The organism is Rhodococcus sp. ACT016 (genome assembly GCF_050477185.1).
GTDB lineage: Bacteria > Actinomycetota > Actinomycetes > Mycobacteriales > Mycobacteriaceae > Prescottella.
Genome location: NZ_JBEAET010000001.1, coordinates 1,007,738 through 1,023,513 on the forward strand (window position 1 = coordinate 1,007,738; position 15,776 = coordinate 1,023,513).

Sequence of the window (15,776 nt, forward strand, 5' to 3'; positions counted from 1 at the left end):
GCAAGGGTGGGGGTCGGCTCCCACCGCACGGGACCGGGAGCCGACAAAGGCGACGAAAGCCCGGCGGAGCCAAAGCTCCACCGGGCCTTCGAGATTCGTTACGTCAGCTCACAGGCCGGGACGCTTGCCGATGGTGAGGGTGACCTCGCCGGTGTGGGCGAAGAAGTCGTTGCCCTTGTCGTCGACGACGATGAACGCGGGGAAGTCCTCGACGTCGATCTTCCAGACCGCCTCCATACCGAGCTCCTCGTACTCGACGATCTCGACGTTCTTGATGCAGTCCAGCGCCAGACGGGCCGCCGGGCCGCCGATCGAACCGAGGTAGAAGCCGCCGTGCGTGTTGCACGCGTCGGTGACCTGCTTGGACCGGTTGCCCTTGGCCAGCATGATCATCGAGCCGCCCGCCGCCTGGAACTGCTCGACGTACGAGTCCATGCGGCCCGCGGTGGTGGGGCCGAACGAGCCCGACGCCATGCCGTCCGGGGTCTTGGCCGGTCCGGCGTAGTACACCGGGTGATCCTTGAGGTACTGCGGCATCTCCTCGCCGGCGTCCAGGCGCTCCTTGATCTTCGCGTGCGCGATGTCGCGCGCGACGACCAGCGGGCCGGTCAGCGACAGGCGGGTCTTGACCGGGTGCTTGGACAGCTCGGCCAGGATCTCCGGCATCGGGCGGGTGAGGTCGATCTTGACCGCGGCACCCTTGCCGGTGCCCGAGACGCCGTCGGTGTCCGAGTCGAGCTGGGTGTCGGTGACCTCGGGCAGGAACTGGCCGGGGTTGAACTCGAGCTGCTCGAGGAAGACGCCCTCGGGGGTGATCTTCGCCTTGGCCTGGCGGTCCGCCGAGCAGGAGACGGCGACCGCGACGGGCAGCGAGGCGCCGTGGCGGGGGAGGCGGATGACGCGGACGTCGTGGCAGAAGTACTTGCCGCCGAACTGCGCGCCGATGCCGATCTTCTGGGTCAGCTCGAAGACCTGCTTCTCGAGCTCGTGATCGCGGAAGCCGCGGCCGGTGATGGCGCCCTCGGTGGGCAGCTCGTCCAGGTAGTGCGCGGACGCGTACTTCGCGGTCTTGAGTGCGAACTCGGCGGAGGTGCCGCCGACGACGATCGCGAGGTGGTACGGCGGGCAGGCCGCGGTGCCGAGCGAGCGGATCTTGGCCTCGAGGAACTGCATCATCGAGTCCGGGTTCAGGATGGCCTTGGTCTCCTGGTACAGGTACGACTTGTTGGCCGATCCACCGCCCTTGGCCATGAACAGGAACTTGTAGGAGTTCTCGTGGCCCTTCGCGGTGTCCGCGTACAGCTCGATCTGCGCGGGCAGGTTGTTGCCCGTGTTCTTCTCCTCCCACATGGTGATGGGAGCGTTCTGCGAGTAGCGCAGGTTCAGCTTGGTGTAGGCGTCGTACACGCCGCGGGCGATCGACTCCTCGTCGTCGCCGGGGGTCAGCACGTGCTGGCCGCGCTTGCCCATGACGATCGCGGTGCCGGTGTCCTGACACATCGGCAGCACGCCGGCGGCGGAGATGTTGGCGTTCTTCAGCAGGTCCAACGCGACGAACTTGTCGTTGTTGGATGCCTCGGGATCGTCGAGGATGCTCGCGACCTGCTTCAGGTGGTCCGTGCGCAGGTAGTGCGAGATGTCGTGCAGTGCGGTCTCGGTGAGCAGCCGCATGGCCTCTGGTTCGACCTTCAGGAAGGTGCGGCCGTCAGGTCCTTCGACGGTGGACACCCCCTCGGTGGTGAGCAGCCGGTACTCGGTGGGGTCTTCACCGATCGGCAGCAGGTCCTCGTAGAGGAATTCCGGCATCTCATGTCTCCTGAACACGGGGCTGTGAAGTTCATGTTCAGGCTAACGGCGCGGGATTTCCTCCCCGAATCGGGGCGTGGGGTCCGGACGTACGATCGAAGGTGGCCGCGCGAGGGTGTGCGCGAGCTCACCGCACGCCCGGCGACCGCAGGCGTACTCTCGAGCGAGATAACGGACGGATAACAATCTGTGTTTCCCTCGGTACCGGTGGATCGCAGAGACGGGGGATTGCGACGCGCATGAATCTCGCAACCGCAACCGCAACCGCAACCGCGAACGCCGGCGCCGCGTCGTCGACGGGCATTCACCGCATCCGCGCCGCGCACGCGTGGCTGGACCTGGCCGTGGTCGTCGTCGTGCTGGTCGCGACCAACATGATCGCGCACTTCACCACCGTGTGGGCGAGCATCGCGACCGTGCCGATCGCCGCCGTCGTCCTGGTCGGCCTCACCCGCCGTCGTGGGCTCGGCTGGTCCGAGTTGGGGCTTTCGCCGCGCCACTGGCGCAAGGGCACCTTGTACGCGCTGGCGTCGGTCGGCCTGGTGCTGGCGGTCGTCGCGATCGGCATCGCGCTTCCGGTCACGCGGCAGTTCTTCATGGCCGACCGATACGCCACCATCTCCGGTGCGCTCGTGGCGTCGATGATCGTCATCCCCCTGCAGACCGTGATCCCCGAGGAGCTCGCCTTCCGCGGCGTCCTGCACGGCACCCTCTCCCGGGTGTCGGGTGCACGCGGTGTCTTCGCGGCCGGGTCCCTGCTGTTCGGGCTGTGGCACATCGCGTCGTCGCTGGGGTTGACCTCCGGCAACAAGGGGCTGACCGACATCCTCGGAGGTGGCCCGCTGGGGCAGGCGCTCGGCATCGCCGGGGCCGTCGCCGCGACCGCCGCCGCCGGTTTCGTCTTCACGTGGCTGCGTCGCCGCAGCGGCAGCCTGCTCGCGCCGATCGCGCTGCACTGGTCCCTCAACGGAATCGGCGCGCTGGCCGCAGCCCTCGTCTGGCACGCGTCCTTGAGCTGACCGGCGCTGGCCCGGCTCACTCGCGGTCGACGACCCCGGCCGGCGTCACGCCGCGGAAGTCGGCGAGCGCGCTCGCCTCAGCGTCCACCCCGGCCCGGACCGCCTTCGACATCGCTGTCCACGGCGTCACCTCGACCGTGAGCTTCTTCCCCGACGTTCGCGGACGCCACAGGCCCGCGATCTCCCCACCCACCGCGATCGCACCCGGACGACCCAACGTCGGCCACAGTGCCTTGCGGCGCGCCTCGTCGGACACGAGGAGTTCACGGTCCTTGAGTTGCAGGTAGGGGTCGAACGGGCCGAGCAGTCGCACCGAGTCGTCGGCCGGCGGATCGAGGAGCGCCGCGAGATCGTCGGACAGGATCCAGCGGGGCGTGCCGTCGACCGAGACCTCCGTCGTGTCCTCGGGCCACTGTCCCTTGACGTCCTTGACCGGGGCGTCGACGTACGCGGCGACGGCCTTCGGCTCGGAGGGGCCGAAGAAGCGCAGGTACCCGCGGATCACGTCGAACCGGGCGTCCGCCTCCACCCCGGTGCGGGAGTACGGCTTGCCGCGCCACCCGGGGATGCGTTCGAGGACGGGCGGGGACGTGTCGGGTCGCAGTTCCAGCCCGGCCTGCAGCGCCGCGAGTCGAAACGGCATCTCGTACATGTGGGTTGCATTGCACGGACGACAGAACCGCAGATAGGGCTCGCTCATGCGTGCGGTGAGCGCCGCCGACATCTCGCCCTTGACGGTGGGCTCGCGGACGATGTCGCGCATCTCCTCGGCGACCGAGCGCAACGCGTCCAGCGTCGGGATGCCCGCGGCCTTCAAGGGCCGGTTCGCGTCGAAGATCCGCTTGGCGGCGTCGGCGTCCGACAACGGCGCGGTGGCGGTGGCGATCGCGGCCAGGTCGGCGCGCCGGTAGCAGTGCGGGGCGGCGCGCAGCGTCCAGGCGAGTACGAGGTCCTCCGAGGTGCCGGCGGGTGCGCCCCGTAGCCGCAGTGCCCACGCGGCGCCGTCCGGCCCGGTGTTCTGGATCCCGAGGTCGAGGATGTCGCAGTCCGTGGGCGCCGACGCGACGTCCTCTGCCCGATCGAGTTGCTGGGCGTGCCAGCGGTACGCAAGGACCTGTGCCCGGGTGACGTCGAGGGTCATGGCGCGAGTGTAAGGGCGGTCACAGACAGATGTTCGCGGATACTAGACTGCGAGTATGGAAACCGAACCCGACGAGAAGCTGTCGCTGCGTGAACTGCAGAAGCGGAAGAGTCGGGCACACCTGATGGAAACGGCGGCGCGGCTGATCGGGGAGCGCGGCTTCCGTGAGACGACGATCGACGACATCGCCAAGGCGGCGGGCGCCAGTCGCGCCACCCTCTACTCGTACTTTCCGAGCAAGGACGCGATCGTCCAGGCCGTCGTCGTGGAGGTGTGGGACCGGGCGGAGGCGCTGTACCGGGACTTCGGCCTGCTCACCGACTGGACGCGCCCGACGATCCGGGAGTGGGTCGAGAGGGTCGTCGAGGCGTGGGAGGCGAGCGGCGACAAGCTTCGGGTCCAGTCGGCGGGTCTGGTCCGCTTCGACGAGTTCTACCTCGACTACCACCGCCGGTTCGTCACGGCACTCACCGCGAATTCCGAGCTGTGGAAGCGGTTCGACGACGCCGAGGCCGAGCGCCGGGCGCTGCTGTTGATCAGTGGGCTCGAGCTGTTCCTGAACACATGGCTGGTGCGCGGGTGGCAGGCGGATCGGGAGGGCGCGATCGACACCGTCACCGACGTCTGGTGCGCCGCACTGCAATCGAGCCGATGATCGGCGGCTCCGGCCGGACGACGACCCGACCGGAGCTCGACCCGACTCAGCTGTACGTGAACTTGGCCCGCATGAGACCGCCGACCTCGGCGAGCGCCAGCCGCGCCCGCGCGTGGAGATCGGCGTGCATCAGGAAGCCGTGCGCCACACCGGGATAGCGCAGCACCGCGGTCTGGATGCCCGCGTCGCGCAGACGGTGTGCGTAGTCTTCGGATCCGTCGCGGCTCGGGTCGTGCGACGCCGTCACCACGATCGCCGCCGGCAGACCCGACAGATCGTCCGCCAGACTCGGCACCCCGTACGGATGGTCCCGGCTCGGATCGTCACCGAGGTACAGGTTCTTCGTCCACGCGAAGTCGCCGGCCGTGATGATCGGGCCGTCCGCGAACTCGCGCACCGAGGGCTTGGTGTCGTCGCGATCGATCCCGGCGTAGATGTGCAACTGGAACAGCAGCGGCACGCCGCCCTCGTCGCGGGTCTGCAACGTGACGCCGGCGGCGAGCGTCGCGCCGGCGCTGTCCCCGGCCACCGCGATCCGGTCGGCGTCGACGCCCAGATCGGCGGCGTGCGCGCCCACCCACTGCGTCGCGAAGTACGCCTCGTCGGTCGCCACCGGGTACGGGTGCTCGGGTGCGAGGCGGTAGTCGACGCTGACCACCACCGCGCCCGACGATTCGGCGAGCAGGCGGGCGAGCCGGTCGAAGGTGTCGATGCTGCCGATCACCAGGCCGCCGCCGTGGAAGTACACGATCGCCGGGACATCCGTCGCATCGACGGGCCGGTAGATCCGCAGTCGCAGCGGGCCGTGCGGGCCGTCGGCGACACGGTCCTCGACGCTGTGCATGTCGGGTCCGGGGCGCTGCGGCAGCGCCTCGAAAGCAGCACGGGCGGCGTGCACGCCCGCCACGTGCATGGGCACCCAGTCCTCCCGGGTGCCGAGATAGGCCGCGACGTCGGGGTCGAGTTCGAGCATGTTCGTTGTCCTCTCGGGTTCAGGCCTTGACCTTGCCGTCGACGTCGGGCGCCACTCGGATCTCGTCCCAGTCCGCGCGGGTCTGCGGACTCATCCGGCCGACAAACGAATCGAGCTGGGACCACAGCGATTTCGAGACGATCATGTCGCCGGGCGCCATCACCTGGTCGATCAGCGCGGGCCAGGCCTCGGGGGTGTGGTCGTCGGTCAGCGCACCCGCCGTCTCCGCCTGCACCACCCGCGAGACCAGGCCGCCGCCCACGGCGAACGCCTCACCGCTCAGGGGCGTGTCGGCGTGGAGCAGGTAGGCCGCGAACGCCGCGACCGCCTCCGGTGGGAAGTGCTCCTGCATGAACTCCCCGAAGCCGGGTTGTTCGATCCCTGCCGTCGATCGGGTCCAGGCGGCGGGGAGGATGGCGTTGGATCGCACACCGATTCGTTTGCCCAGGATCGCCTGCGTCCGGGTGAGCGAGAGGATCGCGCCCTTCGCGGCCGCGTAGCCCGGCAGCGCGGGGGCGCCGAAACTGCCGTTCGACGAGATGTTGAGGATCCGGCCGTTCCCGGTGGCCGACAGGTGCGGCCACGCGGCCTCGGTGATGCGATGCGCGCCGCGGAGGTGCACGTCGACCATGGTGTCGAAGCTGCCACCCGCGCCGGCGTTGTTGATCACGACGTCCAGGCGGCCGAAGGTGTCGATCGCGGTCCGCACGATCCGGTCCGCCTCGTCGACGACGTCACCGGTGACACCCACTGCGGTGCCGCCGTCCGACTCGATCAGGCGGACGGCCTCGTCCGTCCCGGGGGTGTTCTCCGACCCGGTCCAGTCGCGGCCGAGGTCGTTGACGACCACCGAACATCCACGGGAGGCCAGCAGGCGGGCGTAGGCGAGGCCCAGCCCGAAGGTCGACACTCCCGTGATCAGTGCGACTTGTCCGTCGAAACGTAGTGGATCCATGGCAGGCAACGCCTTTCGTCTGGAGCGCGCGAACGCGCATCACGGTCTCGGTGCGGTGGAGACGAATCGGACGGTAGCCCACTCGCGGCCGCTTCGGTAGACCTTTGGGCAAAAAACCAGACTTTGAGTCTACTAAATGGGATGTAGGTATGGACAGCGTCGGTTCTGTGGCCTACTGTCCCGAATCACATCGCCGCGCACGGGATGCGTGAGCGCCCCGCCGTTTGCCTCAGTACGACGTCAGTCGGCCTCGGATATCCAGGCCTGCAAGGAGATTCCCATGACATCCAGTACCGCCGTACCGCTGACCGCACGCGCCGGCCATGCCACGCTTGACCCCGCACAGCTCCGGACGCACCTGCAGCGGGCCGATCCGGCCGTGCTGTTGGCGGTCCTCGCGCAGTTCACCGGTGATGCCGACGTGCTCGACCGCCACGCCGACGCGATCTCGCACGTCCCGGACGCGCCCGAGATGGCCGGCGTCACCGACGCCGACACGGCCGCGGCGATCGTCGAGGACCTGATCGCCGCGCTGACCTCGGACGTCCGCCCCGCCGGCGCCGCTGCGCCCGACGACCCCGACCTCTTCGCCCGTCTCGTCCCGCTGGCACTCGGCGTGGCCCCGGGCGACGAGTTCCTCTCGATGCTTCTCGAACAAGGCGGATTCCATGCGGCGCAGCCCGTCCTGCCGCGCACGACACCGCTGCCGGGCACCCTCGACCTCGTGATCGTCGGCGGTGGCTTGGCGGGCATCGCGGCCGCGATCGCGGCCGCGCGCGAGGGGATCGCGTACGAGATCCTCGAGCGGAACGACGACCTCGGCGGCACCTGGCTCATCCAGAATTACCCCGGTGTCGGCGTCGACACCCCCTCGTCGTACTACTCGCTGTCCTCGGAGCTGAATCCCGACTGGACCAGTTACTACCCCAAGGGCGGCGAGTACCAGGACTACCTGCGCGCCGTCGCCGACAAGCATCGGATCCGTGACCACACTCGGTTCGGCATGGAGGTCGAGTCGCTGGTCTGGGACGAGGCGACGTACCGGTGGGACGTCCATGTGCGGTCGACGGACGGATCCCGCTCGGTGACCCACGCCGCAGCGGTGATCACCGCGCTGGGCTACCTCAACCGGCCCCAGTTCCCCCGGGCCGAGGGGCGAGACTCCTTCGCCGGGATCAGCGTCCACTCGGGGGAGTGGGATCCGTCGCTCGACCTGACGGGCAAGCGCGTCGCGGTGATCGGTGCCGGCTGCACCTCCGCGCAGATCGTCGACTCCATCGTCGACGACGTCGCGCATCTGACGCTGTTCCAGCGGCAACCCCACTGGGTGGCGCCACGCAAGCGGGACAGCGACGACGTCCCCGAGCACCACCGGTGGCTGTCACGGAACGTCCCGTTCTACGCGAACTGGTTGCGGGTCAAGGCCTTCTGGGGGTCCGCGGACAGCGCCTACCCCGTGGTGATCGTCGACCCGGAGTGGGCGTCGACGCATCTGTCGATCTCCCGCGCCAACGACATGCTGCTGCAGGACTGCCTCGCCTACATCGATCGCACGTTCGGCGCCGGGTCCGAGCTGGCCGCGAAGGTCACGCCCGACTTCGCTCCGTTCGGCAAGCGCATCATCCGCGATCCCGGCGGCTACTACCCGGCGCTGACCCGCGACCACGTCGACGTGCTGGTCACCGAGCCCGCCCGCATCGTCCCCGAAGGCATCGTGACGCCGGACGGAGACCTGGTCGAGGTCGACGTCATCGTGTATGCCACCGGGTTTTATCTGGACTTCCTGTCCACCATGGATATTCGCGGACGGGACGGTCGTGCCCTGTCCGACGAGTGGTCCGGCAACCCGCGGGCCTACCGCGGCGGCACCGTGCCCGGATTCCCGAACCTGTTCATCACCTCGGCCCCCAACACCAACCCGAGTCACGGCGCCGGCAACAACTTCGGCATCGAGGTGGCCGTCCACTACATCGTCGAGTGCCTGCACCTGCTGGCCGAGCGGGGCGCGCGCTCGCTCGAACCCACCCGGGAGGCCTACGACGCGTATGTCGCGGAGATCGACCGGGCGATGGAGAACACCGTCTGGCGGCACACTCCGACGGCGCACACGTACTACCGCAACGACAGCGGCCGCGTGGTCGTCGCCAGCCCGTGGCGGTTGGTCGACGTGTGGCGCCAGCACCGCTCCCCGATCGAGGAGCACTTCGTCCTGCGATAGTTCCAGCAGGTCACACGGATTCCCGTCGGCGGGCGCGGGCGGGCCGTCGGCTACGCTCTCCGCATGGCCCGCACGATGCCGAATCGACAAGGTGATGCCACCCGTGTACGCCTGATCAAGACGGCGGAGAAGCTGTTCGCTACGCAGGGGGTCGACGCCGTGTCCGTGCGCGCGGTCAACGCCGCAGCAGGTCAGGGCCCGGCCGCCGTCCACTACCACTTCGGCTCGAAGGAAGACCTCCTGACCGCGGTGCTGCTGGACGTCGGGGCCCGAGTCTCGCAGGATATTTCCGCACGACTCGACGCTCTGGCCTTGTCCGACGACCGGCCAGAGCTCGAGGACGTGGTCCGGGCCCTGACCGATCCCTATCTGGAACTGCTTCTGAGTCAACGTGTTCGAGGCGTTCGGTGGATAAAGATCGTCGTGCAGGTGTCACGCGAGGCGCGACCGGCCGTGACCTCGACGGGTCAGGACGAGCTGTCGCAGCGACTCCGGGAGCAGGTTCGACGGGCGCTCCCGGACACCCCGCCGGAGCGGATCGACCACCGGTGGCCCATCGCGGTGATGAGCTTTCTGCAGTCCCTCAGTCGCGTCGACTCCGTCGGGAAGACCCGCCTGACTCGCGACGAACTCGTCGAGTTCTACGAGGACCTCGTGGCCTTCGTCGTCGGCGGCGCCGAGCGGATGCTCACCTGACTCGATCACATCTCGGCACCTACTGGAGCGGCGAGCTTGGGGCGCCGGAAGCCCTGACGACCAGCCAAGTACCGAGCGAAAACTCCCAGACGGCGATGGGGAGCGCGCCGAGAGCGGCGAGGGGGCGTCATGGGGGTACGCGCCGAAGAAGATGGCGATATCGGACCGACTCTGCCCGAGCAGGAACGTCCAGGTGTACGTAGTACACCAGGCGTTTTCCACTCCGTAGGTGTACGCTGTCTACCTATCAATCCTGTGCGCGCACAGGCGCTGTCGGCTCGGCGGGCGCGAGCGCGCACGGCTACCGATGTCTCGGGACCGGATGACGGGGTGAGGAAGCGACGTGATGTCCCACGACACCGGTCGACGCACACCGCTCAATCGTGAGCGGGTGCTGCGTTCGGCGGTCGCGCTGGCCGACGAGGTCGGCCTGGCCGGGGTGAACATGCGCCGGCTGGCGCAGCAGCTCGGAGTCGTCCCGATGGCGCTGTACAAGCACGTCGCCGACAAGGAGGAACTGCTCGACGGCATGGTCGACCTCGTCGTCGAGGAGTTCACACCACCCGATCCCGCTCTGGACTGGAAGGACGGCGTCCGCCATCGCGTGCTGTCGGCGCGGCGAGCGATAGTCCGGCATTCCTGGGCGCGGCAGGCGATCGAATCACGCACGCGGCGCACGCCCACCGTGCTCGGCTACATGGACTCGCTGGCCGGCATGTTCCGCGCCGGCGGGTTCTCCGTCGACCTGACCCACCACGTGATGCACGCCCTGGGCAACCGCATCTGGGGTTTCAGTCCCGAGCTGTTCGACGAACCGCACGACGACGGCGCGCCGCCGCTCGACCCTGAGGCACAGCAACAGATGGCGGCCGAATTCGGTCAGCGCTACCCGCACATTCTGGAGATCGCACAGTCTGCAACCCGCGGTGACCTCTCCGGCGTCGGTCAGGGGTGCGACGAGCAGTTCGAGTTCGAGTTCGCCCTCGATCTACTTCTCGACGGCGCCGAGCGCCTGCATCAGCGGGGCTGGAGTTCCACCGACCGCAACCCGAACGCGCCTCACACCCTTTAGTGCGGCGCTGGCCCGAACGGCGATGCGCCGTGGCATCGAGCATGCGCTTGTCGGGGTCGGCTTCGGTATTCGCGCGTCGGAAGACCCCGAGTGCCTCGCACATGGGGTGCAAAGTATTGATCGTGTGATCGATTAGTTACCGCATCGGTAGACCGCTTCATCAACCGTTCCGGGCATCATTTCGGCGCACACTAAGGTCGGCAAGCGCTGGACCGAACTTACTGATTGCCTAGTTGGACAGTCATATTCATCTATCGCGCTCCGGTTCGGATGTGTGCGGCCGAGACGTTCCACTGAGCGGGAAGGCGTCGGTCGACTTTGCACGAATTCAATCAAGTGTTTCAAATCTCTGATAGACCACTAGGCGTCGAGCAGTTTCGACGGACAACCGATCCGAGGAGATGACATGTGGACACCGGACTCGATCAAGTTCGGAGCCTTCCTGGCTCCGTTCCACCCACTCGACGCCGATCCGGCCCTCCAGCTTCGACGTGACATCGACCTGATGGAACACCTCGACCATCTGGGGTTCGAGGAGGCCTGGATGGGTGAACACCACTCGACGGGCGCGGAGATCGTCCCCTCCCCGGAGGTCTTCATCGCGGCGGCGGCCGAGCGGACGGAACGGATCAGGTTCGGCACGGGGGTCGTCTCGCTGCCGTACCACCACCCGTTGATCACCGTCGACCGAATCATGCAGCTCGACCTGCAGACCCGCGGGCGGGTGATCTTCGGGACCGGTCCGGGCAAGATTCCCCTGGATGCGCACATGATGGGCATCAACCCGAGCGACCAGCGCCGGCGCCAGGGAGAAGCGCTCGAGGCGATCCTTCCGCTCCTGCGCGGGGAGACCGTGAACATGGAAACGGACTGGTTCACCCTCCGCGACGCCCGCGCCCAGCTCCCCACCTACGACCCGGCCGGGATCGAGGTGGTCACCGCGTCGACCATCTCGCCGAACGGATCGGTGCTGGCCGGCACCAACGGGCTTTCGCTCCTGTCGCTCGCCGCCAGTTCGCCGGCCGGTTTCGATGCGCTCGACCGGAATTGGTCGATCTACGAGAAGGTGTCGGCAGAGCACGGTCACCTCGCCGACCGCTCCACGTGGCGCGTGGTGAACCCGATGTTCCTCGCCGAGACCCAGGCCGACGCCGAGCGCGCCGTCAGCCGCCGCATCCAGTCGATGGCCTACTACGCCAACCGTCAGAACGGTCGCTACCCCGAGTGGGGCGAGACGCCGCAGGGCGTGATCGACCACTGGCGTCACGAGTCGCTGGGCGAGTTCGGTCAGGCGATCATCGGCACTCCGGATCAGGCGATCGCGCAGATCGAACGCCTCATCGAGAAGACCGGAGGCTTCGGGACGCTGCTCATCCTGCACGTCGACATGGCCAACTGGGAGGACACCAAGCGCAGCTACGAGCTTTTCGCCTCGGAGGTCGTTCCCCATTTCCGGCGGCGCAACGTGCGGCGGCAGGCGAGCCTGCAGTTCGCCGAGGACAACCGCGAGTACCTCATCGGCAATCTCGTGGGCGCGCTCGAGAAGGCGCACACCGACTACTACGGCCAGCCCGCGCAGACGGGAGCGTGACATGCGTGCCGTCCAGTTCCACGACGGTGAGTTCACCCTCGCCGACGTTCCCGAGCTACCGCCCCTCGGTGCCGGTCAATTGCGAATCGACGTGATGGCCTGCGGGATCTGCGGTAGCGACCTGAGTGTGTCCAAGGACCCGTGCCGGTTCGTCGACGTCATCGATGCAGCGCGGTACCCACTGGCGACCTTCGACCACGAGCGTCCCGTCGTCCTCGGGCACGAGTACGCCGGTGTCGTCGCCGAGATCGGGCCCGGGGTGGCCGACTTCGCGGTCGGTGACCGGGTCGCCGGGCTCGGCATCGTCACCGACACCTCGACGGGGATCCCGAAGATCATCGGGTACTCCAACACGTATCACGGTGGATTCGGCGATCAGATCGTGGTGGACGCAGTCTGGGTCCGCCACGTACCGGCCGGGTTGTCGTTCGAGCATGCCGCACTCGCGGAGCCGCTGCACGTGGGGGAGTTGCACATGCAGCGATCGGGGCTCACGGTCGCCGACTCGGCGCTGGTGATCGGTTGCGGCACCATCGGACTCGGCGCGATCGTCGCCGCGAAGGCGCGTGGGGCGCACACCGTGATCGCGTCCGAACCCTCACCGAAGCGCCGCGAACTGGCGGTGAAGATGGGAGCGGACATCGTCGTCGATCCCGCAGTGGACGACCCGATCGAGCTGTGGAACCGGATGGTTGCCGACGGTCACAACGAAGAGTCTGCGGGCGGCGGCGGCATCCTGATCGCCTACGAGTGCAGCGGCCGCAAGGGGATGCTCGACATGCTCTTGCGAAACCTGCCCTACGACTCACGAATCCAGGTTCTCGCCGCTCCGTTCGCCGACGAGACGATCATCCCGGTCATCGGGCAGCTGCGCCGAATCGCCATCAACTTCGGCCACGGTCCGACCGAACGCGGCTACGAGATCGTGCTCGAGCGCTTGGCGCGCGGTGAGATCGACGCCGACGCGATCATCACCGGCCGCGTCGACCTCGACGGGGTGGCTGACGCATTCGCAGCCCTCCGTGCTCCGGACGATCACGTGAAGATCATGGTCCTGCCGAGAGGTTCCGCCCAGGACTGAGGCCGGTACGACGTCCGTAACTGCAACGCCCCATCAGGTAGGAGGTACTCATGGCTCTGCCAACAACCAACAACGGCCCGGATGGACATCGCCTCGACACGGCTTCGGTCCAGGCGGCCGCACCCGAGCGCCCCACTCGATACTGGATCGGCGTCCTGGCGATCCTGCTGCTGCTCACCGAACAGTCGGCGCTGGGATTCTCCCTGTTCGCGCCGACGCTGCCGAAGGTCGCCGCCGAGTTCCAGACCACACAGGTGGTGTGGGTGATGACGGCGTTCACGCTGTCCGGGGCGGTGGCATCGCCGATCATCGGCAAGCTCGCCGACCGCTACGGCAAGAAGAAGATGCTGGTCGTCACCGCCGCGATCGGCGCGCTCGGCGCACTCGTCTCGGCGACGGCGACCGCCTTCCCGGTGCTGGTGGCCGGCCGCTTCCTCTCCGGCGCCGGCTTCGCTTGCCTGGCACTGGGATACACACTGATCCGGGACACGTTCCCGGCCCGCCTGCAGCCGATCTCGATCAGCATCGCCAACACCGGGGTCGGTGCCGTGGGCGTCGGTGCGCTGCTTGTGGCCGGTGTGCTGATCGACCACCTCGGGGTGCGGTCGGTGTTCTGGTTCGCGTTCGGGTTCTGCGCGATCGGTGCGCTGCTCACGCTGATCTTCGTCCCGGAGACGCCGATCCGCTCCCGTTCCCGCATCGACTGGTTGGGTGCGATCCTGCTCGCGGCGAGCATGTTCGTAATCATGCTCGGGCTGTCCCGCGGCAAGGAATGGGGACTGACGGATTCGCGGACACTGACGTGCGTGGGTATCGCGCTCGTCGGGTTCGCTGTCTGGGTGTGGTGGGAACGCCGTACGGACGAACCGCTGATCCGACTGGACCTGATCACCAAGCCCGCGCTGCGGTACACGCTGATCGGCGGCGGCATCGCCTACGGTGCGACGACCCTGCTCGCCAGCCTGACGCCGATGCTGCTACAGGCATCCAAGAGCACTCCCTACGGATTCGGCCTGTCCGCCACGCAGATGGCCGGATGGCTGCTTCCGGGCCAATTGATGATCGTGGCCAGCGGATTCATCGTCGGCGCCACCGCGAAGAGGATCGGCTTCCGCAACCATCTCGTGTTCGGTGCGGTGTTCATCGCCGTCGCGGCCGCGATCCTGTCTGCGGTGCCGACCGTGCCCCTTGTGATCGTCGGCGCGTGGGTGGTCTTCGGGCTGGGTTGCATGATCTACGCGGCCGTCCCCAATCTCGCGCTGCTCAGTCTGCCCGAGACCGAACGCGCCGTCGGGTCCAACTTCGTCGGTGTCGCACAGACCCTCGCCGGCACGCTCATCTCCACGATCGGCTTCACCGTCCTGGCGCACTACGTCCTCGCCACCGACGGCCACGCCATGGCCTACGAGGCCGCCGGCTTCCGCGGCGCGTTCCTCGTCGCCGTCGCGGCGGCGGCGATCGGCGCCCTCGTCGCGCTGGCCGTTCCCAAGCCCGTCCGCGCCGAAACCACCAACTGAGAGAACAGGATTCCCATGCTTCCCGAACCGAGATTCGTCGACACCAACGGAGTTCGCCTCGCCGTTCACGAGGTGGTTCCGGAGAACGTCACCCGCGACGTGTGCGTCGTGCTGTGCCACGGGTTCCCGGAGCTCGCCGCGTCATGGCGGCACCAGTTGCAGCCCATCGCCGACGCGGGCTTCCACGTGATGGCCCCCGACATGCGCGGCTACGGCCGGTCGACCGGCCCGGACGACCGCCGCGCCTACAGCATCGCCGAGACCACCGCGGACGTCGCGGGGCTGATCGCCGATGCCGGCTACGAGAAGGCCGTCGTGGTCGGCCACGACTTCGGCGGCATGGTGTCGTGGATGATGCCGTACCTGCAGCCGGACTCGGTGGCGGGCGTCATCACGCTCAACACCCCGTTCGGATACTCGCGCGAGAACCCGATCGAGAAGTACGAGCAGGCCTACGGGCCGCGGAACTACGTGGCGCACTTCCAGACCCCGGAGTGCGAGGCGTTGCTCGACAAGGATGCCGAGCGCACCTTCCGGTTCTTCATGCGACGTGACACCGGGGCGGGGACCAACCTGTCCCGCACCGGCCGGCACGATCCGGAGTCGATGAGCTACATCCACTGGCTCGCCGACGACGAATCGACCTGGCCCGGCGAGGTGATGCTCTCGCCGGACGAGATGCGCTACTACGCGGACACATACGCGCGCACCGGGTTCCGGGGCGGGCTGAGCTGGTACCACAGCATCATCCGCAACTGGGAGGTGCACACCGAACTGTTCCCCGACGGTGTGGTGCCCAAGGTTGCCGTCCCCGCGCTGCTGGTCGCGGCACGCCACGACCCGATCTGTCACCCGATGCTCACCGACAATCTGCTGCAGTACTTCGAGACGTTCGAGCGTCGGATGATCGACACCGGGCACTGGACTCAGCTCGAAGATCCGCAGGGCACCAACGAGATTCTCGTCGACTGGCTGACCCGGCACTTCTGAGCGGGACGGTCGGGCTCGTCATCCGCCGGTGTCGAGCCCGACCAGCACGTTGACCTCGCGCC

General features: G+C 68.0%; 13 protein-coding genes. 9 read left to right on the forward strand and 4 right to left on the reverse strand.

The features are described from left to right. Nucleotides 1–108 precede the first annotated feature (108 nt). Entirely contained in the window at nt 109–1,806 is a 1,698-nt protein-coding gene (locus ACQ5DX_RS04835) for a fumarate hydratase (RefSeq protein ID WP_430331539.1), read from the reverse strand. A gap of 239 nt (nt 1,807–2,045) precedes the next feature. Here ACQ5DX_RS04835 and ACQ5DX_RS04840 point away from each other — a divergent pair, with 239 nt between their 5' ends. Continuing rightward, nucleotides 2,046–2,825: a CPBP family intramembrane glutamic endopeptidase gene (locus ACQ5DX_RS04840; RefSeq protein WP_430331540.1), complete on the forward strand. Its 780-nt coding sequence runs from the start codon at nt 2,046–2,048 to the stop codon at nt 2,823–2,825. Nucleotides 2,826–2,841: 16 nt separating this feature from the next. On the opposite strand, the gene ACQ5DX_RS04845 is transcribed toward ACQ5DX_RS04840, so the two are convergent. Beyond that, nucleotides 2,842–3,966, reverse strand: coding sequence for a winged helix DNA-binding domain-containing protein (locus ACQ5DX_RS04845; protein ID WP_430331541.1), 1,125 nt, complete (start codon nt 3,964–3,966; stop codon nt 2,842–2,844). A gap of 55 nt (nt 3,967–4,021) precedes the next feature. On the opposite strand from ACQ5DX_RS04845, the gene ACQ5DX_RS04850 reads away from it, so the two are divergent. Continuing rightward, complete coding sequence (locus ACQ5DX_RS04850; RefSeq protein WP_430331542.1) at nt 4,022–4,621, forward strand: TetR/AcrR family transcriptional regulator; 600 nt, start codon at nt 4,022–4,024, stop codon at nt 4,619–4,621. Between the two features lie 46 nt (nt 4,622–4,667). Here ACQ5DX_RS04850 and ACQ5DX_RS04855 read toward each other — a convergent pair whose 3' ends face one another. Next, on the reverse strand, nt 4,668–5,594 hold the full coding sequence (locus ACQ5DX_RS04855) for an alpha/beta hydrolase (protein ID WP_430331543.1): 927 nt from the start codon (nt 5,592–5,594) through the stop codon (nt 4,668–4,670). 19 nt (nt 5,595–5,613) lie between these two features. Then, complete coding sequence (locus ACQ5DX_RS04860) at nt 5,614–6,549, reverse strand: SDR family NAD(P)-dependent oxidoreductase (RefSeq protein ID WP_430331544.1); 936 nt, start codon at nt 6,547–6,549, stop codon at nt 5,614–5,616. 280 nt (nt 6,550–6,829) lie between these two features. Here ACQ5DX_RS04860 and ACQ5DX_RS04865 point away from each other — a divergent pair, with 280 nt between their 5' ends. The 7 genes from ACQ5DX_RS04865 to ACQ5DX_RS04895 all read left to right on the forward strand — a co-directional run bounded on the left by ACQ5DX_RS04865 (nt 6,830) and on the right by ACQ5DX_RS04895 (nt 15,714). Further along, nucleotides 6,830–8,767, forward strand: coding sequence for a flavin-containing monooxygenase (locus tag ACQ5DX_RS04865; protein WP_430331545.1), 1,938 nt, complete (start codon nt 6,830–6,832; stop codon nt 8,765–8,767). A 63-nt stretch (nt 8,768–8,830) separates the two neighbouring features. Beyond that, a complete protein-coding gene (locus ACQ5DX_RS04870; protein ID WP_430331546.1) occupies nt 8,831–9,463 on the forward strand; it encodes a TetR/AcrR family transcriptional regulator in 633 nt (210 codons plus the stop codon). Between the two features lie 346 nt (nt 9,464–9,809). Next, nucleotides 9,810–10,535 carry a TetR/AcrR family transcriptional regulator gene (locus ACQ5DX_RS04875; RefSeq protein ID WP_430331547.1) on the forward strand — a complete coding sequence of 242 codons (726 nt, stop codon included), beginning with the start codon at nt 9,810–9,812 and terminating at the stop codon, nt 10,533–10,535. Nucleotides 10,536–10,941: 406 nt separating this feature from the next. Next, entirely contained in the window at nt 10,942–12,126 is a 1,185-nt protein-coding gene (locus tag ACQ5DX_RS04880) for an LLM class flavin-dependent oxidoreductase (RefSeq protein ID WP_430331548.1), read from the forward strand. A gap of 1 nt (nt 12,127) precedes the next feature. Continuing rightward, nucleotides 12,128–13,207: an alcohol dehydrogenase catalytic domain-containing protein gene (locus ACQ5DX_RS04885; protein ID WP_430331549.1), complete on the forward strand. Its 1,080-nt coding sequence runs from the start codon at nt 12,128–12,130 to the stop codon at nt 13,205–13,207. A 50-nt stretch (nt 13,208–13,257) separates the two neighbouring features. After that, nucleotides 13,258–14,724: an MFS transporter gene (locus ACQ5DX_RS04890; RefSeq protein ID WP_430331550.1), complete on the forward strand. Its 1,467-nt coding sequence runs from the start codon at nt 13,258–13,260 to the stop codon at nt 14,722–14,724. A gap of 15 nt (nt 14,725–14,739) precedes the next feature. After that, nucleotides 14,740–15,714 (forward strand): alpha/beta fold hydrolase, encoded by a 975-nt coding sequence (locus ACQ5DX_RS04895; RefSeq protein ID WP_430331551.1) that lies wholly within the window; start codon nt 14,740–14,742, stop codon nt 15,712–15,714. Nucleotides 15,715–15,776 lie beyond the last annotated feature (62 nt).